The sequence below is a fragment of the Burkholderia sp. SIMBA_062 genome (assembly GCF_046534765.1).
GTDB classification, from domain to species: Bacteria; Pseudomonadota; Gammaproteobacteria; order Burkholderiales; family Burkholderiaceae; genus Burkholderia; species Burkholderia ambifaria.
Window position 1 is genome coordinate 64054 of sequence record NZ_JAWRYD010000020.1, and the last position, 25666, is coordinate 89719.

Sequence of the window (25666 nt, forward strand, 5' to 3'; positions counted from 1 at the left end):
CATGTCCGCCATATCGCACGTGCGCGCGACGGCGTCGCTACAATGACGTATTGACTCCAACGATCCCCGATTCCCTCGATGTCGAACCCGAATTCCGTGGCGCCGCGCGCGCCGATGCTGTCGACCGCGGAAGCGCTCGCCGCGCTGCTCGAAGCCGCGAAGCCGCTGCCCGGCGCCGAAACCGTCGCCACGCTCGACGCGCTCGGCCGCGTGCTGGCGGCCGACGTGAGCTCGCCGCTCGACGTGCCGCCGATGCATACGAGCGCGATGGACGGCTATGCGGTGCGGGTCGCCGACCTGCTGCACGGCGAGCGGCGCCTGCCGGTGTCGCAGCGGATCCCGGCCGGCCATCCGGCCGCGCCGCTTGCGGCGGGCACGGCCGCCCGGATCTTCACCGGTGCGACGGTGCCGCCCGGCGCCGACGCCGTCGTGATGCAGGAACAGGCGTCGGCCGACGGCGACGCGGTCGAGATCCTGCATACGCCGAAGGCCGGCGAATGGATCACCGCGCAGGGCGCGGACATCCGCCAGGGTTCGGTGATCCTGCCGGCCGGCACGCGGCTCACGCCGCAGGCGCTCGGCCTGGCCGCCTCGGTCGGCTGCGCGCGGCTGTCGGTCGCGCGGCGGCTGCGGGTCGCGGTGTTCTTCACCGGCGACGAACTGACGATGCCCGGCGAGCCGCTGAAGCCCGGCGCGATCTACAACTCGAACCGCTTCACGCTGCGCGGGCTGCTCGAGCGGCTCGGCTGCCACGTGACCGACTACGGGATCGTGCCCGACTCGCTCGCCGCGACCCGCGACACGCTGCGCGAGGCCGCGCGCGATCACGATGTGATTCTGACGAGCGGCGGCGTATCGGTCGGCGACGAGGATCACGTTAAGCCGGCCGTCGAGGCCGAAGGGCGGCTCTCGCTGTGGCAGATCGCGATGAAGCCCGGCAAGCCGCTCGCGTTCGGCGCGGTGCGCCGCGGCGACGAGCGTCCCGACGCGCACTTCATCGGGCTGCCGGGCAACCCCGTGTCGAGCTTCGTCACGTTCCTGCTGTTCGTGCGGCCGTTCCTGCTGCGCCTGTCCGGCGTGCGCGACGTCGCGCCGCGCGCGCTGTCGCTGCGGGCGGACTTCTCGCAAAGCAAGGGCGACCGGCGCAACGAATTCCTGCGCGCGCGCGTGAACGCGGCCGGCGGCCTCGACCTGTTCCCGAACCAGAGTTCGGCTGTGATGACGTCGACGGTCTGGGGCGATGGCCTGATCGACAATCCGCCGCAGCACGCGATCAGCGCGGGCGAGACCGTGCGTTTCATTCCGTTTTCCGAACTGCTGTCGTAACGCGACGGCTTCCCGACCTATGAAGATTCAGCTGAAATTCTTTGCAAGCGTCCGCGAGGCGCTGGGCGTGTCCGATGAGCAGGCCGACGTGCCGGACGGCGTGACGACCGTCGGCGACGTGCGCGCATGGCTGCGCCTGCGCGGCGGCGCGTGGGCCGAGACGCTCGCCGAAGGGCGCGCGTTGCGCATGGCGTGCAATCACGAGATGACCGACCCCGACACGCGGCTCACCGACGGCTGCGAGGTCGCGTTTTTTCCGCCGGTGACGGGCGGTTGAAGGCGGATGAGGGGGTTGTCATGGCAACGATACGAATCCAGACCGGCGATTTCGACCTGAACGCCGAAGTGGCGGCATTGCGCGCGCGCAACCCGAAAATCGGTGCGCTCGCGTGCTTCGTCGGTACCGTGCGTGATCTGAACGAAGGCGAATCGGTCGCCGCGATGGAACTCGAGCACTATCCGGGCATGACCGAGAAGGCGCTCGAGAAGATTGCCGCCGAGGCCGGCCGGCGCTGGCCCGGCATCGACGTCGCGATCGTGCATCGCGTCGGCCGGCTGCTGCCGCTCGACCAGATCGTGATGGTCGCCACCGTCGCGTCGCACCGCGGCGACGCGTTCGCGTCGTGCGAATTCGTGATGGATTACCTGAAGACCGAGGCGCCGTTCTGGAAAAAGGAAACGACGCCGGACGGCGAACGCTGGGTCGATGCCCGCACCACCGACGATGCGGCGCTCGCGCGCTGGGGCGTCGAGTCGGGCAACACGCCGCGCTGAGCGCGGCGTTCCCGTCGTGCGGCATTGTGCGGCATTGTGCCGCGGGCGCTCCCGAGCGCTCCGGCGTTCAAGCGCCACGAATTGCCGTGTCAGGCGTCCGGATCGACGCCGCGCCCGATGATCTTCGTCGGAAACGGCTCGCCTCGGCCGCGCGACGGCAGCGCATGAGGATCATCACCCGCGTCCCGGCGGCGCGGCGCGACCGCATCGAGCAGCGCCTGCTGCTCGGGCGGAATCTGATAGTCCCAGCCGAAGCGGCTCAGCTGCAGGCTCTGCGCGATCCGCAGCGCGGGTTCCATGAAGCGGATTGCCGCGGGCGGCGTGTAGCGCCCCTCGACGGTCTTCAGGAACAGCGACAGCCAGCGGCTGAAATGCGCGGGCTCGATCCCGTCGAGCGGCTGGTGCGCCTGCTGCACGTTGCCGCGATAGCCTTTGGTGCCGAGCACGAGGCTCGACCAGAAGCTGACCATTTTCGGCAGATGGTCGTCCCAGCGGCCGTCCAGCTTCGCGTCGAACACGGGCCCGAGCAGCGGATCGGCGCGCACGCGGTCGTAGAACGCGTACACGAGGTCGCGGATATTGTCTTCGGTCGGTTCGGCGTCGCGGGGGCGGGCCGGCGCGGTATCGGGCGAGGCGGGCAGGGCGGTCATCGCAAAAAGGGCCGGAAAATCGGGGCGTTGGCGGGGGGCCAGTCGGCGCGGCAGCGCAGGTAATGCGCAGGACGCCGAGCGGATTTTGACGCAAAATAGCGTCGACCCATGCCTGAAAAATGCGTGGATCCCATGCATCTTATTGCGCGCAGGCCGTCCCGGCAACCCGCCGCCTTCAGGCGCCCCCGCCAGCCGGTCCGGCACGCCCCGATCGACCCGGTCCGCGGGATCGGGGCACGATCGATAATTTTCCGTATCCGCTCATGAGACTCACCGACTACACCGACTACTCGCTGCGCGTCATGCTGTATCTCGCCGTGCGCGGCGAGGGGCTCGCGACAATCCAGGAGATCTCGGACGCCTACGGCATCTCCAAGAACCATCTGATGAAGGTCGTCCAGCAACTCGGCGAGCTCGGCTGGGTCGATACCGTTCGCGGCCGCAACGGCGGGCTGCGACTGTTTCCCGACTCGCTGAAGCTGACGGTCGGCCAGGTGGTGCGCGCGACCGAGAGCGATTTCGCGCTGGTCGGCTGCTTTTCGGCGGACGGCGGCGCGGCGCGCGGCTGCGTGATCGAGCCGCAGTGCCGCCTGAAGGGCGTGCTGGCGGCCGCGCGTGATGCGTTCTTCGCTGAACTCGACGGCCACACGCTCGGCGAGCTGACGGAACCCGCGTCGCCGCTCGTCGCGCTGCTGGGCATTCGTCCGATCGCGCTGGTGCGTGCCGAGCTGGCCGGGGATGACGCCCTGGCGTCCGCGGTAGCGCCGTCGAAGGCCGGCTGACACGCCGGCGCCCCCCACATCCTGCTGCCGTTGCGCCCGCGGGCCGCTCCATGTGCGCTTCGTGTTTTTTGCGCTGAATCAACCCGAATTTCGCTTGAAACCCGCATAACCATCCTCATCTTGGTGTTAATCGAAAATTGGAGGTCTCGACTAAATGAGAATCGACAAGCTCACCACCAAGTTCCAGGAAGCACTGGCAGACGCGCAAAGCCTCGCGGCAGGCCGCGACAATCAATACATTGAACCCGTTCACGTGCTGGCGGCGCTGGTCGCGCAGCACGACGGCTCCTCCCGCTCGCTGATGTCGCGCGCGGGCGTTCACGTGCAGGCGCTGCAAGGCGCGCTGAACGAGGCCATTTCGCGCCTGCCGCAAGTGACGGGCACGGGCGGCGACATCCAGGTCGGCCGTGAGTTGGCCGGGCTGCTGAACCAGGCCGACAGGGAAGCGCAGAAGCTCAACGACACGTTCATCGCGAGCGAGATGTTCCTGCTCGCCGTATCCGACGACAAGGGTGAAGCCGGCAAGCTCGCGCGTCAGCACGGCCTCACGCGCAAGTCGCTCGAAGCCGCGATCGCCGCGGTGCGCGGCGGCTCGCAGGTGCACAGCCAGGACGCCGAAAGCCAGCGCGAGGCGCTGAAGAAATACACGGTCGACCTGACCGAGCGCGCCCGTGCGGGCAAGCTCGACCCGGTGATCGGCCGCGACGACGAAATCCGCCGCTCGATCCAGATCCTGCAGCGCCGCACCAAGAACAACCCGGTGCTGATCGGCGAGCCGGGCGTCGGCAAGACAGCGATCGTCGAAGGGCTCGCGCAGCGGATCGTCAACGGCGAAGTGCCCGAAACGCTGAAGGGCAAGCGCGTGCTGTCGCTCGACATGGCGGCGCTGCTTGCCGGCGCGAAGTATCGCGGCGAGTTCGAGGAGCGCCTGAAGGCCGTGCTCAACGACATCGCGAAGGACGAAGGCCAGACGATCGTGTTCATCGACGAGATCCATACGATGGTCGGCGCCGGCAAGGCCGAAGGCGCGATGGATGCGGGCAACATGCTGAAGCCGGCGCTGTCGCGCGGCGAGCTGCACTGCATCGGCGCGACCACGCTCGACGAATACCGCAAGTACATCGAGAAGGACGCCGCGCTCGAGCGCCGCTTCCAGAAGGTGCTCGTGGACGAGCCGAGCGTCGAGGCGACGATCGCGATCCTGCGCGGGCTGCAGGAGAAGTACGAACTGCACCACGGCGTCGACATCACCGACCCGGCGATCGTCGCCGCGGCCGAGCTGTCGCACCGCTACATCACCGACCGTTTCCTGCCGGACAAGGCGATCGACTTGATCGACGAGGCTGCGTCGAAGATCAAGATGGAAATCGATTCGAAGCCCGAAGAGATGGACAAGCTCGATCGTCGTCTGATCCAGCTGAAGATCGAGCGCGAAGCCGTGAAGAAGGAGCAGGACGAAGCGTCGCAGAAGCGCCTGCAACTGATCGAGGAGGAGATCGATCGTCTCGGCCGCGAATATGCGGATCTCGAGGAGATCTGGACCGCCGAGAAGGCCGCGGTGCAGGGCAGCGCGCAGCTCAAGGAAGAGATCGAGAAGGTGCGGGCCGATATCGTGCGCCTGCAGCGTGAAGGCAAGCTGGAGAAGGTCGCCGAGCTGCAGTACGGCAAGCTGCCGCAACTCGAGTCGCAACTGAAGCAGGTCACGCAGGCCGAAGAGCAGGAGCAGCACAACCCGACGCGTCCGCGTCTGCTGCGCACGCAGGTCGGCGCCGAGGAAATCGCGGAAGTCGTATCGCGCGCAACCGGGATTCCCGTGTCGCGGATGATGCAGGGCGAACGCGAGAAGCTGCTGCACATCGAGGAAAAGCTGCACGAGCGCGTGGTCGGCCAGCACGAGGCGATCAGCGCGGTCGCGGATGCGATCCGTCGTTCGCGCGCGGGTCTCGCCGATCCGAACCGTCCGTACGGCTCGTTCCTGTTCCTCGGCCCGACAGGGGTCGGCAAGACCGAGCTGTGCAAGGCGCTGGCGTCGTTCCTGTTCGATTCGGAAGAGCACCTGATCCGCATCGACATGAGCGAGTTCATGGAGAAGCACAGCGTCGCGCGGCTGATCGGCGCGCCGCCGGGCTATGTCGGCTACGAGGAAGGCGGCTACCTGACGGAAGCCGTGCGCCGCAAGCCGTACAGCGTGATCCTGCTCGACGAGATCGAGAAGGCGCATCCGGACGTGTTCAACGTGCTGCTGCAGGTGCTCGACGACGGTCGCATGACCGACGGGCAGGGGCGTACGGTCGACTTCAAGAACACGGTGATCGTAATGACGTCGAACCTCGGCTCGCAGGTGATCCAGGCGATGACGGGTGCGCCGCAGGAAGAGATCAAGGACGCCGTGTGGATCGAGGTGAAACAGCACTTCCGTCCGGAGTTCCTGAACCGTATCGACGACGTCGTCGTGTTCCATGCGCTCGATCGCAGCAACATCGAATCGATCGCGAAGATCCAGCTCGCACGCCTGCACGACCGGCTCGCGAAGCTCGACATGGCGCTCGACGTGTCGCCGGCGGCGCTCGAACAGATCGCGAAGGTCGGCTACGATCCGGTGTTCGGCGCGCGGCCGCTGAAGCGCGCGATCCAGCAGGAGATCGAGAACCCGGTCGCGAAGCTGATCCTCGCGGGCCGCTTCGGCCCGAAGGACGTGATCCCGGTCGACGTCAACGACGGCGAGTTCGTGTTCGACCGCGTCGTGCACTGATCGCCGTTGATCGGCCGCCCGCCCGGTTTGCGCCGGGCGCGCAAAAACAAACACCCCGCTCAGGCGGGGTGTTTGCATATGGAGCGGCCGAAACCGCTGCCGGGGCCGTCAGCCGGCGCGGTGCGGGCTCAGGCCGGCTTGTTGCCGCCGAACATGCCGGCGAGCTGCGTGAGCGCGCCAAGCACGTTCGACGTATCGACCTGGCCGCCGGCCGGCACTTCGCCGTTCGGCGTCGCGCCGTTGACGACGTGCGGCAGCACCTGCGCGAGGATCGACGATGCCTGCGACGGATCGATGCCGACCTTGGTCGCGAGCGCGCCGACGACGTCGGAGCCGAGCACGTTCTGCAGCGTGTCGCCCGAGATCGGCTGGTTTTCGCCGGTGCCGACCCACGAGCCGATGATGTCGCCGGCGCCGCCGGCCTTGAACTTTTCGATCAGGCCGTTCAGGCCGCCCGGCTGGTTGTTGATGAATTCGAGCGCGGTCGTGATGAGCGCGCTTTGCGAGTTGCCGCCGGCCTGGCCGCCGATCAGACCGCCAACGATGTCGAGGAGACCCATGGTTCTTCACCTTCACTGAAAAGGACGCCGCAGCAACGGCGCCCGTTGATCGAATGCCGCGCGCACGCCGTCGCGCGCGCGGCGCACATCAGGCGCCCGACGCCGCGGCGGCGGAGGCTGCCTTGTCCTTCTTGCTCTTCTTCTTCGAACCCTTGGTCGCCTTCGTGGACGACGCCGCGGCCGGCGCGCTCGCGCTCGCGTCGGCGGATGCCGCCGCGGCTGCGGCCGCCTTCTCTTTCTTCGACGCGCGCTTGCTCTTGGCCGGCTTGGCCGCCGCTTCCGGCGCGCTGGCCGCCGGTGCGGTCGCCGTCGTGCCGGTCGTCGGGGTCGTTGGCGTCGATGCGGTGCCTGCCGACGTCGTGGTCGACGTGGTCGCCGACGTCGTCGCGGCCGGCTTCGACAGCTTCACGCCCTTCGGCGGCGTCGACGCGCCGCCGATCGTCAGGCCGTTCTCCTCGAGATGCCCGACCGACTTCGTGCCGAGACCCTTCACGCGGGTCGCGAGATCGTCCGCGTCCTTGAACGGGCCGTTCTTGGTGCGTTCGTCGATGATCGCCTTCGACTTCACGGGCCCGAGACCCTTCACCGATTCGAGCGCGGCCTGGTCGGCCGTGTTGACTTCGACGGCCGCGGCGAGGCCGGCGGCAAGCGACAGCGACAGCGCGACGAACAGCATCAGCAGCTTTTTCAGCATGGCAAGGGCTCCCTGGTTCTGACGGATGAATGGGCGTTGCAACGGACGACTGGACGAGACCCGGCCGGGCGTCGCCGTTAAGCATAGGACAAATGCGTGCCCTTTTTAAGACATGCAATGACCGAATCTTGCTGAAGGCTTGCGCCGCTGTAAAGACCGAAAGCTGCGCCGGGCAGCGGTTTTGACCATTCTTTACGGTATGCGCGGTGCGGTCCGCGGCGCGGACCGCAAATTATTTGATATGGCCGCACGACGATGCTTGACTTAGAGTGAACTCTAACTCCTAACCTTGTTCCTGCCATGTCGAAAACCGTATCCAAACCTTCCGCCGGTCCGCTGACGATCGGGCAAGTCGCCGAACTGATCGGCGTGTCGACGCATACGTTGCGGTATTACGAGCAGGCCGGCCTGCTGCGCGCGATTTCGCGCACGGCGGCCGGGCACCGGCTCTATGCGCCGGCCGACCTTGACTGGCTTGCCTTCGTGATGCGCCTGAAGGCGACCGGCATGCCGATCGCGCAGATGCAGCAGTTCGCGGCGCTGCGGGCACAAGGCGAGTCGACGTTCGGTGAGCGGCGGCGGTTGCTGGCCGCGCATCGCGATGCGGTGCGCGCGCATATCGCGGAGCTGCAGGCGAGCCTCGACGCGATCGGCGACAAGATCGCGTACTACGAGACGCAGGAACGCGAGACGGAACGACGGGCGAACCTTACTCATTCACCCTCTGAACAGGACGGACACCATGGAACGACTCGTTGAAGACCGCTATACGCGTGGCTGGAACAAGCTGAAGGAAATCGACGGCGAAGTGGGCGAACGCGTGATCGCGGCGCTCGCGCCGATCGCGCCCGACTTCGGGCGACTGCTCGTCGAGTTCAGCTTCGGCGACATCTACAGCCGGCCGCAGCTCGATCTGAAAGCGCGCGAGATTGCGACGATCGCCGCGCTGGCCGCGCTCGGCAATGCGCAGCCGCAACTGAAGGTGCATATCGAGGCCGCGCTGAACGTCGGCTGCACGCGCGACGAGATTGTCGAGGTGTTCATGCAGATGGCCGTCTACGCGGGGTTCCCGGCCGCCCTGAACGCGTTGTTCGCCGCGCACGAGGTGTTCACGCGACGCGATGAAGCGCTCGGGCGGGACGGCGCCACGACCGAAGCGGCCGCGCACACGGCGTGAGGCGAAGCGTGCCGATGCGTTGCCGGCATCAGATGCGGTGCGGCGCGACGATCCGATGCTTGGCGATTCGCCGGTACAGCGTCGCGCGCGAGATGCCGAGCGCCTGCGCGGCCGCATCGGGCCGCCAGCGATGCGCGGTGAGCGCCGCGACGATGCGGCCGCGCTCGTCGTCCGGCAGTGCGCCGGCCGGACCGGCGCCGAGCTGCGCGGCGAGATCGGCCGGCAGGTCGCGCCGCGTCACGCGCGCGGCGTCGCATACCGCGCACGCATAGCGCAGCACGTTGCGCAGCTGGCGCACGTTACCGGGCCACGGATACGCGGCGAGCTGCGCGGCGAGCGTCGGGTCGAGCGTGAGCACGTGGCCGGTCGCCTGCGCCTCCTCGGCGAACACCGTGGCGATCACGTCGCATACGTCCGCGCGCTCGCGCAGCGGCGGCAGTTCGAACGTCGCGCCGCTCAACCGGTAATACAGGTCCTCGCGGAACGTGCCGTCGGCCACCATCCGCGCGAGATCGCGGTGGGTCGCGCAGATCACGTCGAGATCGACGCGCACGGGCGTGTCGCTGCCGAGCGGCACGACCTCGCCGTCGGCGAGCACGCGCAGCAGGCGCGTCTGCAGCGTGAGCGGCATGTCGCCGATTTCGTCGAGGAACAGCGTGCCGCCGTCGGCGAGCGCGATCTTGCCGCGCGCGCCGTGCTTGCGCGCGCCGGTGAACGCACCGGCCGCATAGCCGAACAGCTCGCTTTCGATCAGTGCCTCGGGCAGCGCGCCGCAGTTGACCGCGACGAACGGCCGCGCACGCCGCGCGCCGGCGTCGTGGATCGCGCGGGCGAACACTTCCTTTCCCGCGCCGGTTTCGCCCAGCACGAGGATCGGCAGCCGCTTGCTCGCGACACGCAGCGCGAGTTCGGCCTGCTGCGCGACGCGCGCGTCGCTGCTGTGCAGGAACGGCGTCAGCGCGCCGACGTGGCGTTGCGCGGTGCCGGGGCGGCGCGAGGCCGAGGCGGCCCGTGCCGTGCCGGTTTCGCGGGCGGCGCGCCGTAGCGGGGCACGCAGTCGCGCATAGAGCGGCGCGCCGGTCGCGCGCAGCCGCAGCGCGACGATCGCATCGAGCCGCGCGGCATCGCGCAGCGGCATCTCGGTGGCATCGAAGATCTCGTCGATATGGCGCGGCTCGCGCAGCGCCGGCAGCGCGTCGCGCGCGTGCCGGTTCGCGGCGACGATATTGCCGCATTCGTCGAACGCGATCAGCCATTCGGGCTGTGCCTCCACGTAATGACGGTTCGGATGCCCGAACAATATCCAGTGCTGCGCGGTGCTGTGCACGAAATAGCCGTCCTCGATCAGCGCCGCGCTCTGCCGCACGAGCTGGTACACGAGACGCTGGCTGTCGCGGCCGTCGGGCGACTGGACGGCCGACGCATCGAGCACGCCGATCAGTTCGCCGCCCGGCGAGAAGATCGGCGCCGCGCTGCAGGTGAGCGTGGTGAACGCCGCGCGGAAGTGGTCGGTCTTGTGCACGGTGATCGGCGCGAGATCGGTCAGCACGCTCGCGACGCCGCAGGTGCCTTCCTCGCTTTCCGACCAGCACGAGCCGATGTGCAGCCCCGCATGGCGAAAGTCGTTGCGGCGTTCGCGGTCGATCCGGTAGTCGATCGTCACGCCATGCGCGTCGGTCAGCATCACGCAATAGTCGGCGACCCGAATCATGTCGTGCAGGCGCGTCAGGCATTGGCCCGATGCGCGCAGGAAGGCCTCCTCCTTGTCGCGCACCTCGCGCAACTCGGCCGCGGTCAGCACGCGCGGGCCGATCGACGAAGCGGGGTCGAGCGCGTAGCGCTCGAGCGAGCGCTGCCACGACGACACGAGACGCGCGGAATCGGCCGGCGCGGGCAGGCGCCCGGCGAGCGCGCCGAGCACACGGTCGGCGTGCTGGGCCTGGGGGACGGCATAGGGCATGGTCGGCTCCGGTTCCGTACGGCGGGGATTTCGATGCTCTTGTAGCACATCCGCGGCGGCGGATCACATTGCATCGCAGCACGCGCGCGGCATGAGACGTTCGTCTCACCGGCATCTCAGCCCGTCTCGCGCAGTTGAGACGGGCAGACACACCCGGCAACACGGCGGCGGGGAACGCGGCGGTGCGTGCCACGCCGCGATGCGCGTGGCTTGCCGGCCCAACGGCAATGACGATCACGGCGTGGAAGTCGGCGTGTCGACAGATACACCACGTGAGACGCGCGGCCTGTTTCGCTCCGATTCGCGCTGGCCGGCCGCAGGTGCCGGTGACGTACGCGCCCCGCGGAGCCAGTCTCCACAAGGGTTCCGGGGACATTGCACACGCGGTGGCACGCCGCTTGCAGATGTGACGGGCAACGCCGGCGCAATCGCGTCGGCGACGACGATCCGCTGCCCTCGATGGCGGCGGACGACACATGAAGGGCCGGTGCGCGAGCGCCGGTCCACTGGATGGAGACAAGCCCGTGACGACGCCCGTGACCGTCGGCGTGATCGCGAACCCCGCATCGGGGCGCGACATTCGCCGCCTGACGACGCATGCATCCGTGTTCCCGACCGCGGAAAAAGCCAACATGGTCGTGCGCCTGCTTGCCGGCCTCGGCGCGATGGGCGTCGAGCGCGTGCTGACCCTGCGCGACAAGACGGGCATCGCGACGCTGCTGATGCGAGCGCTCGATACGCATCGCGCGCTCGCGCCGCACGAACGCTGGCCCGACGTCGAATTCGTCGACCTGCCGATCTCCGACACCGTTGCCGACACGCACGCGGGCGCGGCCTACATGCGCCGGATGGAAGTCGCGCTGATCGTCGTGCTCGGCGGCGACGGCACCCATCGCGCGGTCGCCGCGCACTGCGGCTCGACGCCGCTCGTCGCGCTGTCCACCGGCACCAACAACGCGTTTCCCGAACATCGCGAGGCGACCGTCGCGGGCATCGCGGCAGGACTCGCCGCGACCGGCGCCGTGCCGGCCGAGATTGCGTTCGTGCGCAACAAGCGGCTCGTCGTGCGCGGCGTGGCGGGCGCGAACGCCGGGCGCGAGGAGATCGCGCTCGTCGACGTGTGCGCGGCACGCCAGCGCTTCATCGGCGCGCGGGCGATCTCGGGGCCCGACGACATCGACACGCTGTACCTGACCTTCGCGGAGCCGGACGGCATCGGCCTGTCCGCGCTCGGCGGCGCGTGGGCGCCGCTCGAGCGCAGCGCGCCGCACGGGCTCGCGATGCGCTTCGCCGCCGACGGCCAGGCGGCCGGCACGCCGCTCGTCGCGCCGATCGCACCCGGCCGCGTCGATCGCGTCGTGATGCGCAGCTGCGAGCGGCTCGAGCCGGGTGCGTGGCAGACGATCGCGTTCGAGCGCGGCACGCTCGCGTTCGACGGCGAGCGCGAGATCGAGGTCGCGCGCGGCGATCGCTACGAGATCGCGCTCGACTGGCGCGGGCCGCTGACCGTCGATGTGGCCCGCACGCTGCGTTACGCGTCGTCGCGTCAGGTATTGCGCGACGCCGGCGCGTGGCGCGGCTGACGGCAGCTTCACGTTTCACCGACGGCCGCAGGCCGTGCAATCCGTCGCCGGGGCGTTGCCGCGGCGGCATTCGCAGTCAGACCTATCAGGAGACACACATGACCGTTTCGACACAGCTCAGCAGGGACACGCTGCTGGACGCCTACCGGCTGATGCGCACGATCCGCGAATTCGAGGAACGTCTGCACGTCGAGTTCGCGACCGGCGAAATCCCCGGCTTCGTCCACCTGTATGCGGGCGAGGAGGCATCCGCGGTCGGCACGATGCTGCACCTCGGTCTCGAGGACTACGTCGCGACCACGCACCGCGGGCACGGCCACTGCATCGCGAAAGGCGTCGACGTGCACGGAATGATGGCCGAGATCTACGGCAAGAAGACGGGCGTCTGCCACGGCAAGGGCGGCTCGATGCACATCGCCGACCTGTCGATGGGGATGCTCGGCGCGAACGGGATCGTTGGCGCGGGCGGCCCGCTCGTGTGCGGCGCGGCGCTCGCGGCCAGGCACAAGAAGACCGGCGGGGTCGGCGTGTGCTTCTTCGGCGACGGCGCGTCGAACCAGGGCGTGATCTTCGAATCGATGAACCTCGCGTCGGTGTGGCGGCTGCCGGCGATCTTCGTGGCCGAAAACAACGGCTACGCGGAAGCGACGGCGTCGAGCTGGTCGGTCGCGACCGACAACATCGCCGATCGCGCGAACGGCTTCGGGATGCCCGGCGTGATCGTCGACGGCTTCGACTTCTTCGCGGTCCACGAGGCGCTCGGCGAGGCGGTCGCACGTGCGCGCAGCGGCGGCGGCCCGACGCTCGTCGAGGTGAAGTTCACGCGCTACTTCGGCCACTTCGAAGGCGATGCGCAGACCTATCGCGCGCCGGGCGAAGTGCAGAAGCTGCGCGACGAGAAGGACTGCCTGAAGCATTTCGAAACGCGCGTCGTGCGCGCCGAAGCGCTGACGACCGACGAGCTGCGTGCCGTCGATGCCCAGGTGAAGACGCTGATCGACGACGCGGTCGCGCAGGCGAAGGCCGCGCCGCTGCCCGACGCGGCCGACTTGCTGGCCGACGTGTACGTGTCGTACCCGTGAATGCGATGTGACACGGCAGCCCTCAGTTGGCGGCCGGCACGGCGAACCGAATATCCCAGGAGACAGACATGGCAAGGAAGATCACTTATTCGCAGGCGATCAACGAGGCGCTCGCGCAGGAGATGGCGCGCGACGACAGCGTGATCGTGATGGGCGAGGACAATGCAGGCGGCGCGGGTGCGCCGGGCGAGGACGACGCGTGGGGCGGCGTGCTCGGCGTGACGAAGGGGCTGTTCCACAAGTTTCCGGGGCGCGTGCTCGACACGCCGCTGTCGGAGGGTGGCTACATCGGCGCGGCGGTCGGTGCGGCCGCATGCGGGATGCGGCCCGTCGCGGAGCTGATGTTCATCGATTTCATGGGCGTGTGCTTCGACCAGATCTTCAACCAGGCCGCGAAATTCCGCTACATGTTCGGCGGCAAGGCCGTGACGCCGGTGGTGATCCGCGCGATGTACGGCGCCGGTCTGCGCGCGGCCGCGCAGCATTCGCAGATGCTCACGTCGCTGTTTACGCACATCCCGGGGCTGAAGGTCGTGTGCCCGTCGACGCCTTATGACGCGAAGGGGCTGCTGATCCAGGCGATCCGCGACGACGATCCCGTGATCTTCCTCGAACACAAGCTGCTCTACACGCGTGAAGGCGACGTGCCTGAGGAATCCTATGCGATTCCGTTCGGCGAGGCGAACGTCGTGCGCGAAGGCGACGACGCGACGATCGTCACGTACGGCCGCATGGTGCATCTCGCGACCGACGCGGCCGCGAAGCTCGCGAAGGACGGCATCCAGGTCGACGTGATCGACCTGCGCACGACGTCGCCGCTCGACGAGGAAACGATCCTCGAAAGCGCGGCGCGCACCGGCCGCGTGGTCGTCGTCGACGAGGCGAACCCGCGCTGCTCGATGGCGACCGACATCGCCGCGCTCGTCGCACAGCGCGCGTTCCGGACGCTCAAGGCGCCGATCGAGCTCGTGACCGCGCCGCACACGCCCGCGCCGTTCGCCGGTGTGCTGGAAGACCTGTATATCCCGTCCGCCGACGCGATCGCGCAGGCGGTACTGAAGACGAGGAGCTGACACGATGTCGATTCACATGATCACGATGCCCAAGTGGGGGCTGTCGATGGAGCAGGGGCAGGTCAACGGCTGGCTCAAGGCAATCGGCGAGCGCGTAACGAAGGGCGACGAAGTGCTCGACGTCGAGACCGACAAGATCTCGTCGGGTGTCGAGTGCGCGTTCGACGGCACGCTGCGCCGGCAGGTCGCGCAGGAGGGCGAGACGCTGCCGGTCGGTGCGCTGCTCGGCGTGGTGGCGGCGGCCGACGCGAGCGATGCCGACATCGATGCGGCGATCGCCGAATTCCAGCGCGATTTCACGCCAAGCGCGGCCGCTGACGACGCCGGCGGCCCGCAGCCCGAGAAAGCGCAGATCGGCGGGCGCACGATCCGGTTCCTGAAGCTGGGCGACGGCACGGGCACGCCCGCGGTGCTGATCCACGGCTTTGGCGGCGACCTGAACAACTGGCTGTTCAACCATGCGGAACTCGCCGCGCACCGGCCCGTGTGGGCGCTCGATTTGCCCGGGCACGGCGAATCGGGCAAGGCGGTCGACACAGGCAGCCTCGACGAACTGGCCGATGCGGTGCTCGCGCTGCTCGACGCGCAGCATATCGACCGCGCGCACCTGATCGGCCATTCGATGGGCGGCGCGGTCGCGATGGCGGCGGCCGAGCGTGCGCCGCAACGCGTGGCGTCCCTGACGCTGATCGCGAGCGCCGGGCTCGGCGCCGACATCAACCGCGGCTACATCGACGGCTTCGTCGCCGGCAACAGCCGCAATACGCTGAAGCCGCACCTCGGTGCGCTGTTCGCGGACCACGCGCTCGTCACGCGGCAACTGGTCGAGGACCTCGTCAAGTACAAGCGCCTGGAAGGCGTGCAGGCCGCACTGGAGAAGATCGCGAACGCCGCGTTCGACGGCGCGGCCCAGCGGCGCGTGTTCCGCGACCGCGTCGCGTCGCTCGCGCCGCGCACGCTGGTGATCTGGGGCGAGCGCGACCAGGTGATTCCCGCGCAGCATGCGCAGGGCTTGCCGGATGGCGTGCGGGCCGAGGTGATTGCCGGTAGCGGTCACATGGTGCAGATGGAGGCGGCCGCCGACGTGAACCGCCTGATCGTCGCGTTTCTCGGAGACTGACGATGGCCGCCGCGCTCGAACGACCCAGCCTCACCGCGCTCGGCCAGCCGGGCGCGAGGAGCCGCGACAAGCTCGCGCGCATTCCGGTGCGCGTCGAGCCCGCGGCCGGCGCGGCGCTGCCGAAGCCGCCGTGGCTGCGGGCGCGGCCGATGATGAGCGGGGCGGTCGCCGACATGGCGGCCGTGCTGCGCGATCACCGGCTGCATTCCGTCTGCGAGGAGGCAATGTGCCCGAACATCGGCGAATGCTTCGCGCAGCGCACCGCGACCTTCATGATCATGGGCGGGCTGTGCACGCGGCGCTGCCCGTTCTGCGATGTCGCGCACGGCCGCCCCGACCCGCTCGATCCCGGCGAGCCCGCGCGGCTCGCGGCCGCGGTCGCGGCGCTCGGGCTGCGCTACGTGGTGATCACGTCGGTCGATCGCGACGACCTGCGCGACGGCGGCGCCGCGCATTTCGCCGCCTGCATCGCGGCGGTGCGCGCGAGCGTGCCGGGCATCGGCGTCGAGGTGCTGACGCCCGATTTCCGAGGCCGCGTTCCCCGTGCGCTCGATGCGTTGTCGTCGGCATGGCCGGACGTGTTCAATCACAACATCGAGACGGTGCCGTCGCTGTACCGGGCGGCGCGGCCCGGCGCCGACTATCGCGGCTCGCTCGAACTGCTCGCACGGGCGAAGGCCGCGCGGCCGACGCTCGTGACGAAATCGGGATTGATGCTCGGGCTCGGCGAGCGCGACGACGAGGTGCGCGACACCCTGCGCGACCTGCGTGCGCACGAGGTCGACGTAGTGACGCTCGGCCAGTATCTCGCACCGTCCGCGCACCATCTGCCGGTGCGGCGCTACGTGAGCCCCGACGCGTTCGCGGCGTGGCGCGCCGAGGGGCTGGCGCTCGGTTTCAGGGAAGTCGTGGCCGGCCCGCTCGTGCGGTCGTCGTATCACGCGGCCGACGTGCTGGAGGACGCGTAGGCCGCGCGCCGTGGGTCAGGCGCCGACGGACAGCTGCGCGCGGCTGACGCGGCGCAGATAGAGGGCGAGTCCCGCACCGGCGAGCATCAGGCTGATCGTGTTCGCGAACCAGAAGCCGCGCGCACCGGTCAGCCATGCCGGTGCGATGCCGCCGATGTCGAAGCCGAGCACGTAGCCGCCGCCGAGCCCGACGCCCCACAGCGCGACCGCGTAGATCACGGTCGGCACGACCGCGACCTTGTACGCGCGCAGCACGAATGCCGACGTGATCTGCAGCGCATCGAAGAAGTGATAGCAGGTGACGATCGCGACCAGCGGCAGCGCGGCGGCCACCACGGCCGGGTTGGGCGTGTAGCCGCTGACGATCAACGGGCGCAGCGTGAACACGAGCACGCCGTATGCGGCCGCGATCCCGCACGCGAGCATCACGCTGTGCCGGCCGAGCAGGCGCGCTTCGTCCGGACGGCCGGCACCGAGCGCACGCGCGACGAGCGTCGATGCCGCGACGCCGATCGACAGCGGCGTCATGTACAGCACCGCGCTGATGTTGCCGGCGATCTGATGGCCGGCGAGCGTCGTCGTGCCGAACTGTGCGATGAACAGCGCCATGCAGGTGAACGACGTGACCTCGATCAGATACGACAGGCCCATCGGCACGCCGAGCTTGAGGATCGCCTTCTGGCGCACCCATACGGGCCAGCAAAAGCGCGAGAAGATCGCGAGCGGCGTGAACACGTCGAGCTTCGCGAGCAGCGTGAAGCCGATCAGCGCGAGCGCCCAGTTGATCAGCGTGCTCGCGAGCCCGCAACCGGGGCCGCCGAGGGCCGGCACGCCGAACCCGCCGAAGATGAACCATACGTTGAGCGGAAACTTGAGCAGCAGCGCGCCGATCTGCAGGATCATCGCGAGGCGCGGCTTGCCGGCTGCGTTGGTCAGCGCGTTGTAGATCCGGAACACGAGGCTCGCCGGCAGCCCGTACGACAGGATGCGCAGGTAATCGACGGTGCGCTCGTGCAGCGCGGGCGGCGCGTGGGCGATGTGCAGCAGCGGTTCGGGAAAATGCAGCAGCAGGAAGCCGGGCACCGCGAGCATCAGCGCGAGCCACAGCGCCTGGCGGACTTCCTCGCCGATCTCGGCGTAGCGGCGGGCGCCATACAGCTGCCCGGTGATCGGCTGCAGCGCCGACAGGATGCCCGTCATCCCGATGTAGATCGACACGTAGATCGACGAACCGAGCCCGAGCGCGGCCAGGTCGATGGCCGAGTAGCGGCCGACCATCGCCGTGTCGATCACGCCGAACGCGATGATCGCGAGCTGGCCGACGAGCACCGGCCATGCGAGACCGACGATCCGGCGGATGTCGGCGAACATCGTCAATCGACCGTCCGGCGGCGCGGGCCACGGCGCTTGACGGGCGTCGCCGGCCGCTCGATGCGCTCGTACAGGCGGAAGCGCTCGTCGCGGTCGGCCACGCGGCGGCCTTCCCACACGAGACGCCACACGTATTGCGACATCGCGCTCGGCTCGCCGAAGTCCGCGCGGTCCTGGCGCAGGATCACGTCGCACTCGCCCGAGAATTCGAAGTGCATGTCGCCGAAGTACGCGAAGGTCGCGATCTGCGCATCACCGAGCCGCACCGGCGAGATGCACGCGTAGTCTTTCGGCAAATGCGATGCGATCTGTTGCGCGACGTCGCTGTAGGTCCGGCCGTAGTTCACGATCGGCAGCCACAACGTCATCAGCAGCACCCACATCAGCGTGGTGCCCGCGCTCGACAGCACGACGCTGCGCCACAGCACCTTTGGCTGGCGCGAGATGCGCCAGCGTGCGAGCAGGCACCAGCACACGGTGACGATCACCGCGCAGATGAACGACAGGATCTTGAAGTGCGGCTCGTAGCCCGGCACGAGGCGCGCGAGGTTGCGCGCGAGCGGGTGCGGGAAACCGGTGAGCGACGCGAGCCACACGAGCCACACGAAGGTGCCGAGGATCGTGAAGCTCAGCACCGCGAACCAGTCGATCGCGTTGATCGCGCCGCGTTTGAGCGTGGGCAGCGCGAAGGTGGCGAGCACCGCGAGCGGCGGCAGCAGGAGCATGTACATGCGGTTCGACTGCTGGCTCTGCAGGATCACGAGCGCGACGAGCGGCACGACGACCGACAGCGGAATCGCGATGTGCGCGCGGCGGCGCATGCCGGCCCAGCTCCACCAGGCCCAGATCGCGAGCGGCCACGCGGGCCACGTGAAGAGCGGCAGGTTCTTCGCCGCATAACCGAGCACCGCGGTCGGCGGGCCCGAGAAGCGCATCAGGCTGCCGTGGATCCACTGGTTGAAGAACCACGCGGCGTCGTCGGGCGCCGCGTTGAAGGCGGCGAGCGGCCACAGCGCGGAGATCGCGGCCGCGAGCGGCACGCCGATCAGCGGCAGGCGCAGGTTGCGCATCTCCGGCGTGACGAGCCACAGCGCGGCCGTGCCGGCGAGCAGCGCGACGACGAGCACGGGGTTGCCGGACAGGGCGACGAGGCCCATCGCGACCCCCCACCACAGCGCGCCCTGCATCGGTTTGTCGATGCCGCGCACGATGCCGTACACGAGCATCGCGATCCATGCGAACTGGGCGAGCTGCGGCGTCGTTTCGTGGCCGCGCTCCGCGAGCCCGAAGCATGCGACGAGGATCAACAGCGCGCCGTCGGCGAGCGTGCGACCGTAGTCGCGCGGCTCCGGCTCGCCGCCGAATGCGTATTTGAACGGCTGGACCTCGGCGCGCCGGCCGAGCAGGTAGGCGGCGTACCAGACGAACGCGCACGCGACACAGAACAGCAGGCCCGTGTCGACGCGCGACGCGTTGCTCGCGTCGACCCACGGCGCCAGCGCGCGGATCGACAGCGCGCCGAGCCAGTAGCCGAGCGGCCCGTCGGTCGTGATGAACTTGCCGACGAGGTTCGGCAGCAGCCAGTCGTGCCAGCCGCCGGTGGCCATCGTCCACATCACGCCGAAGCCCGCCGCGTCTTCGTTCTTCCACGGGTCCCGGCCGAACAGGCCGAACGCCGCGTAGACGAGGCAGAGCGTAAGCAGCAGCCAGCGCGGCAGCGCACGCGTGGCGGAGGCGGTGAGACGGACGACAGGCTTCATGCAGATGAGCGTTTTGTTATGGGCGGCCGGCGCGGTCGCGCGCGGTCGAGCCGGTTTCTAGCATCCGGCATTGTAGACGTGCCGGATGCTGCGCGTCAGGGGGTTCCTCGGGGCGCCGGCCGGCGGTTGCCGGGCGAGCAGAGACAAAAAAGGGCAGCCTGGGCTGCCCTTTTGTGCGATACCGGTGCGTTGCAACCACCGGATGCGGCGCGAAGCTTACTTCGCGAGTTTGCCGCTGGCGCGTGCGCCGAACTTGTTCTTGAACTTCTCGACACGGCCTGCCGTGTCCATGATCTTTTGCTGGCCGGTGTAGAACGAGTGCGATTCCGACGACACTTCGATCTTGGCGAGCGGGTAGGTCTTGCCGTCGAGCTCGATGTTTTCACGCGTCTGGATCGTCGAGCGCGTGATGAACTTGAAGCCGTTCGACATGTCTTGGAAGACGACTTCGCGGTAGTTCGGGTGAATGCCTTCTTTCATGGTCTTTCCTTGGTGAGAGCGGTAGCCAACCCGCCGCTTGCCGTGTCGGAGCGCAAAATTGCGCTGCCAGACGACGCCAAGCCCGGCGCGAGCCACTTGCCTAAGGTCGAAAAACGGCGATTATGCCAGAAAATCAGATGGTTGACGAATAATTTTCATCCCGCGCCGAGGGCGCCCGTGCGGGCCGGATCCTGCCGGTAGTAGCGCGCGAGCAGCCGGTACAGCTCCGGAAATTCTGACTCGAATGCCCGTGGCCGCACGAACAGCGCTTCGCTGCACACCGCGAAGAATTCCGACGGGTGGTCGGCCGCATACGGATCGATCAGCGATTCCCGCTCGAAGCGCGCCCACGCACGGTCCGGCACCGCATCGACGCGTGCGCAGAACTGGTCGTACGCATGCTCGAACACGTCGGCCCAGGCCTGCGCGTCGAGGTGCGGCGCGTGCCAGCGGCGAAAAAGGGGCGGATAGCCGTCGGCCTCGCCGTTGACCATGTCGATCTTGTGCGCGAACTCGTGGATCACGACGTTGTATGCGTCGCGGCCGTCCGTCATCTGCGCGTCTTCCCAGGACAGGATCACCGGGCCGCCTTCCCACGCTTCGCCGCTCGCGTCCTGCTCGACTTCATGGACGACGCCGTCCTCGTCCTGCACGGTCTTGCGGATCACGAATTCCCCCGGATACACGACGACGCCGATCCAGCCGTCGTACAGCGACAAATCCAGATTCAGCACGGGCAGGCACGCCTGCGTGGCGATCGCGACGATCATCTCGTCGGTCAGCTCGAGCCCGTGCGCGGTCGAAAACGATTTCTTCGCGATGAACAGGCTCGTGAGTTCGCGCAGCCGGCCCAGGTCGGCGGGCGTCAGCGCGTCGAGAAACGGCAGGCGCGCCACGGTGTCCTGCCACAACGCATCGGCAATCGGATGGCTGCGCAGCGCGCGGTCGCGGCGGCGGTCGTCGAACCAGCGGGTCAGTTTCGAGAGCATGGAGGCAGCGGCGGAATATCCAAAGCCTGTCTTTTAACTCAATCGATCTCTTTTTGCCATGCCGCGAAGAGGCCGCCGACGAGCGCGACGCCCGCGAGGAAATGGAAACCGTCGAGCGACGCGAGGAACGACGCCTGTTGCGCGACCATCCGCGCGATCGACGCGATCGCGAGGGCGTGCGCGTCGTTCAGTGCAGGGCCGGCTGCCGCATAGCTGCGCGTGAGGGCGTCGACGGTCTGCTGGAACAGCGGATCGAACACGTTCGCGCGCTCGACGAGCCGCGTCTGATGCAGGGCCAGCCGGTGCTGCTCGACGATGATCACCGACGACGTCGCGAACGAGATCGTCAGTTGCCGCACGATGTTCTTCAGCCGGTAGCCGTGCGTGTATTCGTCGATCGCGAAGATGCGGAACGTCAGGTTCGCGACCGGCAGCACGATGAACAGCAACAGCAGCCCGCGCAGCAGCAGCGGGCCGATCAGGGCGGCCTCGCCGGCCTGCGGCGTCATCCGCGTCATCCACAGCGCGGCGGCGATCGCGATCGCGAAACCCGGCACCACGAACCATTTCTTGCGCGTGACGTGCTTCGCATAGCGCAGGTACGCGAACAGCGCGGTCGCCGAGATCAGCGACATCGTGCCGACCAGGCGCCCGGCGTTCTCGACCGGATAGCCGAGCCCGCTTTCAAGCAGGCGGGAGGTCAGGTAGCTGAAGCCGGTCGACTCGTAGTAATAGAACATGTACAGCAGCAATCCGACCTGGAACGTGCGCTCGCGAAACGCATGCAGCCGCACGAGGGGTGTCGGATGGTGCCACTGGTGATAGGCGAACCACGCGAGCGCGCCCACACCGGCGAACGTCAGCATGATCAGCATCGGCGAGCCGCTGTAGAGCTGGTAGTGCACCTGCTGCAGCACGATCTGCAGCGCGCCTTGCGCGAGCGCGAACACGATGTACGGCCAGAAATGTCCGGAGCCGCGCCCGTCGTCGGGCGTCCTGCCCGAATCGGGCAGCGTGAGGAGGGCGAGGATTGCGAACGCGATACCCGCGGGCGCCGTGCACGCGAACAGCGCGCGCCACGTCGAATGCGCGACGAGCAACCCGCCGACGATCGGCGCGAGCGCGCTGCCGAGCAGGATCATGATCAGGAACGCGCGCGTGGCGGGCGGCCGCTCCTGCGGCTTGAAGCTGATCTGGATCAGGATCCGGCACGCACCCATCATCGGGCCGATGAAGTAGCCCTGGAAGCCGCGCGCGAACGCGAGCTCGAGCGACGTGTCGGCGAATGCCGCCGCGATCGCGCCGAACGAGAACATCAGCATGCAGCCGGCGACGTAGCGGCGATGTCCGAGCCGGTCGACCCACCATTGCTGCTGCAGGATGCCGAGCACGGCCGTGACCGCATAGGCGCTGGATGACCACACGAGTTCGTCGGGCGACGCGTTGATGCCGCCTGCGATGTAGCTCGCGAAGAACGAGAAGGCCGCGTTGTCGAAGTAGTCGATGCCGGTGACGAGCGCGAGTGCCCACGGGAAGAGGTCGGCGCGCAGGTTCGCGCGGCTCCACAGCGGCGAGCGACCGGGCGCGACGTTCATTCCCGGTCCTTGCGCGCGCGGCGCGTGCCGGCTTCGGCCTGCCGCTGCGCGATCAGCGCGTCGGGATTTTCTCCCGCGAGCCGCCGCTCGATGTAGTCGATGTCGTGCTGCAGTTCCTTGCGCAACGCGACGGCTTCCTTCAGTTCGCGCTGGACGGCCGCGATCCGCTGGTCGAGCGTGTCGATCTGCTCGGCGAGGCCCGTGCGGATGTCGCGCAGCGACGCGTCCGAATAGCGGCGCCGGCCGTCGCCCGTTTCTTCCAGCGGACGCTTGAGCATCTCGGTGATGCCATGCAGCGAAAAGCCGAGTGCGCGCAGCCGCAGGATGCGGGCGAAGCGCTCGAGATCGGCTTCATCGTAAAGGCGATAGCGGCCGCCGCTGCGCGACGGCGTGACGAGTCCGCGCTCCTCGTAATACTTCAGCGTGCGCGGCGTGACGCCGAGCCGCGACGCGGCGTCGCTCACGGTCAGCAGTGAGGTGGAGGCATCGTTCGGCATGGGGGTGGGGGGCGTCGGTCGGGGCGATGGCGCGATTATAGATCAACCTGTACGTTCACGTACAGGTTGGGCTGAAAAAACGGCCGCCGGGCGAAACGCGCGGGCGGCCGTTCGTGCGGGCGAGGGCGATCAGCCGCCGCGGCGCATCAGGTCGAAGAACTCGGAGTTGCTCTTCGTCTGACGGATCTTGTCGAGCAGGAATTCCATGGCCTCGACTTCATCCATGTCGTGGATGAACTTGCGCAGCACCCAGATCTTTTGAAGGATCTCGGGCTTGATCAGCATTTCTTCGCGACGCGTGCCCGATTTGTTCAGGTTGATCGACGGATAGACGCGCTTTTCCGCGAGGCGGCGCTCCAGGTGCACTTCCATGTTGCCGGTGCCCTTGAACTCTTCGTAGATCACGTCGTCCATGCGGCTGCCGGTTTCGATCAGCGCGGTGCCGATGATCGTCAGCGAGCCGCCTTCCTCGATGTTGCGCGCCGCGCCGAAGAAGCGCTTCGGGCGCTGCAGTGCGTTCGCGTCGACGCCGCCCGTCAGCACCTTGCCCGACGCCGGGATCACGGTGTTGTAAGCGCGTGCGAGACGCGTGATCGAGTCGAGCAGAATCACGACGTCGTGCTTCATTTCGACGAGGCGCTTGGCCTTCTCGATCACCATTTCGGCGACCTGCACGTGACGCGTGGCCGGTTCGTCGAACGTGGACGCGATGACTTCGCCGGCGACCGAGCGCTGCATTTCGGTCACTTCTTCGGGGCGCTCGTCGATCAGCAGCACGAACAGCACGACGTCCGGGTGGTTCTGCTTGATCGCGTGTGCGATGTGCTGGAGCATCACGGTCTTGCCCGACTTCGGCGACGCGACCAGCAGGCCGCGCTGGCCCTTGCCGATCGGCGCGATCATGTCGATGATGCGGCCCGTGACGTTCTCTTCGCCGCGCATCTCGCGTTCGAGCGCCAGCGGCTTGTTCGGGTGCAGCGGCGTGAGGTTCTCGAACATGATCTTGTGTTTCGAGGCCTCGGGCGGCTGCCCGTTGACTTTGTCGACCTTCACCAGCGCGAAGTAGCGCTCGCCGTCCTTCGGCGTGCGGACTTCACCTTCGATCGTGTCGCCGGTGTGCAGGTTGAAGCGGCGAATCTGCGACGGGCTGATATAGATGTCGTCGGTACTCGCGAGGTACGACATTTCCGGCGAGCGCAGGAAGCCGAAGCCGTCCGGGAGTACTTCGAGCGTGCCGTCGCCGAAGATCGTCTCTCCCGTCTTGGCGCGCTTTTTGAGAATGGCGAACATCAGCTCCTGCTTGCGCAGGCGGTTCGCGTTTTCGATCTCCAGGCCATTGGCCATTTCGATCAGTTCGGACACGTGCAAAGACTTGAGCTCGGATAAATGCATACGGAGAACCCGCCAGGGAGGAGATGCGACGAAAAGAAATATGGGAGGAGGGCGAGCGGAGGCGCTCTGAGACTTAATGCGTCTTGTAGACGTTTTTTGATTCTAGCATACGCTGATTCGTGCCTGAGCGGCCGATCGGCGGCTTGGCGGCGGACGTGTTGTCGGTTGACAACACGTCCGAGGAACGGCCCGTATTACAGGTGGCTGTCCAGGAATGCGGTGAGCTGCGACTTCGACAGCGCGCCGACCTTCTGCGCAGCGGCCGCGCCGTTCTTGAACAGGATCAGCGTCGGGATGCCGCGCACGCCGAACTTCGCGGGCGTCGCCTGGTTGTCGTCGACGTTGATCTTCGCGATCTGCAGCTTGTCGCCGTAGTCCTTCGCGACTTCGTCGAGGATCGGGGCGATCATCTTGCACGGGCCGCACCATTCGGCCCAGAAGTCGACGAGCACGGGCTTGTCGGATTTGACGACGTCCTGTTCGAACGATGCGTCGCTGATGTGTTTGATCTGTTCGCTCATTGGGTCAATACCTCTTACGGTTCGGGGACTGCCTGCTTTGGCGCGTTGCGGCGCTCCGGCGGCCTGACGGCTGCCGGCCGCTGCGGCAGGTCACTCCGCTCTCCGGAAGGAAGGGCGCAGGCGCTGCATGGCGCGGCTCGCGGGTCGCGGGTCGTTCGGGCGTCATATTAGCCTAAATTGCTATCTGCTGCGGGCGGCGATAGTAGCCGCTACGCGAGTAGGGGTACGACGCGCCGTTCGACCGTTGTGTTCCGAAGGTGGAGGCCGGCATGCAAAATACAAGAGCCGCGGTCATTCACTGCGTGCTCGCCCCGGCTTCACGCGCCCATGCACGCGCCGGTTTGCTCGATCGCTCGCATTGTCGCGAACAAACGGTCGCATTCGGCCGCAAGCGGTGATAGAATATGCCGTGACGGGCCTCCTCGCATGGTGGGGCGGTGAACCTGGTCAGGTCGGGAACGAAGCAGCCACAATCGTTTTCTGCCAGTGCCGAGGGTTGGGCTCGTCACCTTTCTTCTCGCCCCGTTCGTTGGGCGTTTTTTATTTCTGCGTCATTCTCC

At 67.9% G+C, this 25666-nt stretch carries 24 protein-coding genes and 1 other RNA gene; 13 read left to right on the forward strand and 12 right to left on the reverse strand.

The window, feature by feature from the left end:
* Nucleotides 1-78 precede the first annotated feature (78 nt).
* The 3 genes from glp to SB786_RS22145 are packed head-to-tail and all read left to right on the forward strand — an operon-like array spanning nt 79 to nt 2100.
* Nucleotides 79-1326, forward strand: coding sequence for a gephyrin-like molybdotransferase Glp (gene glp / locus SB786_RS22135; protein WP_410729353.1), 1248 nt, complete (start codon nt 79-81; stop codon nt 1324-1326).
* Nucleotides 1327-1345: 19 nt separating this feature from the next.
* A complete protein-coding gene (gene moaD / locus SB786_RS22140) occupies nt 1346-1603 on the forward strand; it encodes a molybdopterin converting factor subunit 1 (protein WP_006758354.1) in 258 nt (85 codons plus the stop codon).
* 20 nt (nt 1604-1623) lie between these two features.
* Nucleotides 1624-2100, forward strand: a complete 477-nt coding sequence (locus SB786_RS22145; protein ID WP_410729354.1) for a molybdenum cofactor biosynthesis protein MoaE — start codon at nt 1624-1626, stop codon at nt 2098-2100.
* An 89-nt stretch (nt 2101-2189) separates the two neighbouring features.
* On the opposite strand, the gene SB786_RS22150 is transcribed toward SB786_RS22145, so the two are convergent.
* Complete coding sequence (locus tag SB786_RS22150; protein ID WP_410729355.1) at nt 2190-2750, reverse strand: group III truncated hemoglobin; 561 nt, start codon at nt 2748-2750, stop codon at nt 2190-2192.
* A 263-nt stretch (nt 2751-3013) separates the two neighbouring features.
* Here SB786_RS22150 and SB786_RS22155 point away from each other — a divergent pair, with 263 nt between their 5' ends.
* Together SB786_RS22155 and clpB are read left to right on the forward strand one after the other, a co-directional pair.
* Nucleotides 3014-3532, forward strand: coding sequence for an Rrf2 family transcriptional regulator (locus SB786_RS22155; RefSeq protein ID WP_410729356.1), 519 nt, complete (start codon nt 3014-3016; stop codon nt 3530-3532).
* Between the two features lie 154 nt (nt 3533-3686).
* On the forward strand, nt 3687-6284 hold the full coding sequence (gene clpB, locus SB786_RS22160) for an ATP-dependent chaperone ClpB (RefSeq protein ID WP_410729357.1): 2598 nt from the start codon (nt 3687-3689) through the stop codon (nt 6282-6284).
* A gap of 128 nt (nt 6285-6412) precedes the next feature.
* On the opposite strand, the gene SB786_RS22165 is transcribed toward clpB, so the two are convergent.
* Nucleotides 6413-6844 carry a YidB family protein gene (locus tag SB786_RS22165; RefSeq protein WP_006755892.1) on the reverse strand — a complete coding sequence of 144 codons (432 nt, stop codon included), beginning with the start codon at nt 6842-6844 and terminating at the stop codon, nt 6413-6415.
* An 88-nt stretch (nt 6845-6932) separates the two neighbouring features.
* Nucleotides 6933-7538, reverse strand: coding sequence for a ComEA family DNA-binding protein (locus tag SB786_RS22170; RefSeq protein ID WP_410729358.1), 606 nt, complete (start codon nt 7536-7538; stop codon nt 6933-6935).
* A 300-nt stretch (nt 7539-7838) separates the two neighbouring features.
* On the opposite strand from SB786_RS22170, the gene SB786_RS22175 reads away from it, so the two are divergent.
* On the forward strand, nt 7839-8297 hold the full coding sequence (locus tag SB786_RS22175) for a MerR family transcriptional regulator (protein ID WP_410729360.1): 459 nt from the start codon (nt 7839-7841) through the stop codon (nt 8295-8297).
* Complete coding sequence (locus SB786_RS22180) at nt 8281-8715, forward strand: carboxymuconolactone decarboxylase family protein (RefSeq protein ID WP_410729361.1); 435 nt, start codon at nt 8281-8283, stop codon at nt 8713-8715. Before SB786_RS22175 ends, SB786_RS22180 begins: the two co-directional genes overlap by 17 nt.
* A 28-nt stretch (nt 8716-8743) precedes the next feature.
* Here SB786_RS22180 and SB786_RS22185 read toward each other — a convergent pair whose 3' ends face one another.
* On the reverse strand, nt 8744-10675 hold the full coding sequence (locus SB786_RS22185; protein ID WP_410729362.1) for a sigma-54-dependent Fis family transcriptional regulator: 1932 nt from the start codon (nt 10673-10675) through the stop codon (nt 8744-8746).
* Nucleotides 10676-11199: 524 nt separating this feature from the next.
* Here SB786_RS22185 and SB786_RS22190 point away from each other — a divergent pair.
* The 5 genes from SB786_RS22190 (at nt 11200) to lipA (ending at nt 16501) form a co-directional block, all read left to right on the forward strand.
* Nucleotides 11200-12258: an ATP-NAD kinase family protein gene (locus SB786_RS22190; RefSeq protein WP_410729364.1), complete on the forward strand. Its 1059-nt coding sequence runs from the start codon at nt 11200-11202 to the stop codon at nt 12256-12258.
* A gap of 98 nt (nt 12259-12356) precedes the next feature.
* The gene (locus SB786_RS22195) at nt 12357-13340 is read left to right on the forward strand and encodes a thiamine pyrophosphate-dependent dehydrogenase E1 component subunit alpha (protein ID WP_006758344.1); all 984 of its coding nucleotides are present in this window, start codon (nt 12357-12359) and stop codon (nt 13338-13340) included.
* 68 nt (nt 13341-13408) lie between these two features.
* Nucleotides 13409-14413 (forward strand): alpha-ketoacid dehydrogenase subunit beta, encoded by a 1005-nt coding sequence (locus tag SB786_RS22200; protein ID WP_006758343.1) that lies wholly within the window; start codon nt 13409-13411, stop codon nt 14411-14413.
* 4 nt (nt 14414-14417) lie between these two features.
* A complete protein-coding gene (locus tag SB786_RS22205) occupies nt 14418-15533 on the forward strand; it encodes an acetoin dehydrogenase dihydrolipoyllysine-residue acetyltransferase subunit (RefSeq protein WP_410729365.1) in 1116 nt (371 codons plus the stop codon).
* Nucleotides 15534-15535: 2 nt separating this feature from the next.
* The gene (lipA, locus tag SB786_RS22210) at nt 15536-16501 is read left to right on the forward strand and encodes a lipoyl synthase (protein WP_410729366.1); all 966 of its coding nucleotides are present in this window, start codon (nt 15536-15538) and stop codon (nt 16499-16501) included.
* A 15-nt stretch (nt 16502-16516) separates the two neighbouring features.
* Here lipA and SB786_RS22215 read toward each other — a convergent pair whose 3' ends face one another.
* From SB786_RS22215 to trxA, 8 genes are all read right to left on the reverse strand, one after another.
* On the reverse strand, nt 16517-17872 hold the full coding sequence (locus SB786_RS22215) for an MATE family efflux transporter (protein WP_410729367.1): 1356 nt from the start codon (nt 17870-17872) through the stop codon (nt 16517-16519).
* A 2-nt stretch (nt 17873-17874) separates the two neighbouring features.
* Entirely contained in the window at nt 17875-19632 is a 1758-nt protein-coding gene (locus SB786_RS22220; RefSeq protein WP_410729368.1) for an ArnT family glycosyltransferase, read from the reverse strand.
* 216 nt (nt 19633-19848) lie between these two features.
* Nucleotides 19849-20112, reverse strand: coding sequence for a type B 50S ribosomal protein L31 (locus SB786_RS22225; protein ID WP_006761151.1), 264 nt, complete (start codon nt 20110-20112; stop codon nt 19849-19851).
* A 155-nt stretch (nt 20113-20267) separates the two neighbouring features.
* The gene (locus SB786_RS22230) at nt 20268-21101 is read right to left on the reverse strand and encodes a zinc-dependent peptidase (RefSeq protein ID WP_410729369.1); all 834 of its coding nucleotides are present in this window, start codon (nt 21099-21101) and stop codon (nt 20268-20270) included.
* 38 nt (nt 21102-21139) lie between these two features.
* Nucleotides 21140-22696, reverse strand: coding sequence for an MFS transporter (locus SB786_RS22235; RefSeq protein WP_410729370.1), 1557 nt, complete (start codon nt 22694-22696; stop codon nt 21140-21142).
* Entirely contained in the window at nt 22693-23193 is a 501-nt protein-coding gene (locus SB786_RS22240; RefSeq protein ID WP_410729371.1) for a MerR family transcriptional regulator, read from the reverse strand. The genes SB786_RS22235 and SB786_RS22240 overlap by 4 nt, the downstream gene beginning before the upstream one ends.
* Before the next feature lie 129 nt (nt 23194-23322).
* A complete protein-coding gene (gene rho, locus SB786_RS22245) occupies nt 23323-24585 on the reverse strand; it encodes a transcription termination factor Rho (RefSeq protein ID WP_006753675.1) in 1263 nt (420 codons plus the stop codon).
* 194 nt (nt 24586-24779) lie between these two features.
* Entirely contained in the window at nt 24780-25106 is a 327-nt protein-coding gene (gene trxA / locus SB786_RS22250; RefSeq protein ID WP_006402348.1) for a thioredoxin TrxA, read from the reverse strand.
* Nucleotides 25107-25517: 411 nt separating this feature from the next.
* Between trxA and ffs the strand changes: the two genes are divergently transcribed.
* Nucleotides 25518-25616: signal recognition particle sRNA small type (gene ffs, locus SB786_RS22255), an RNA gene on the forward strand.
* The last annotated feature ends 50 nt before the right edge of the window (nt 25617-25666 follow it).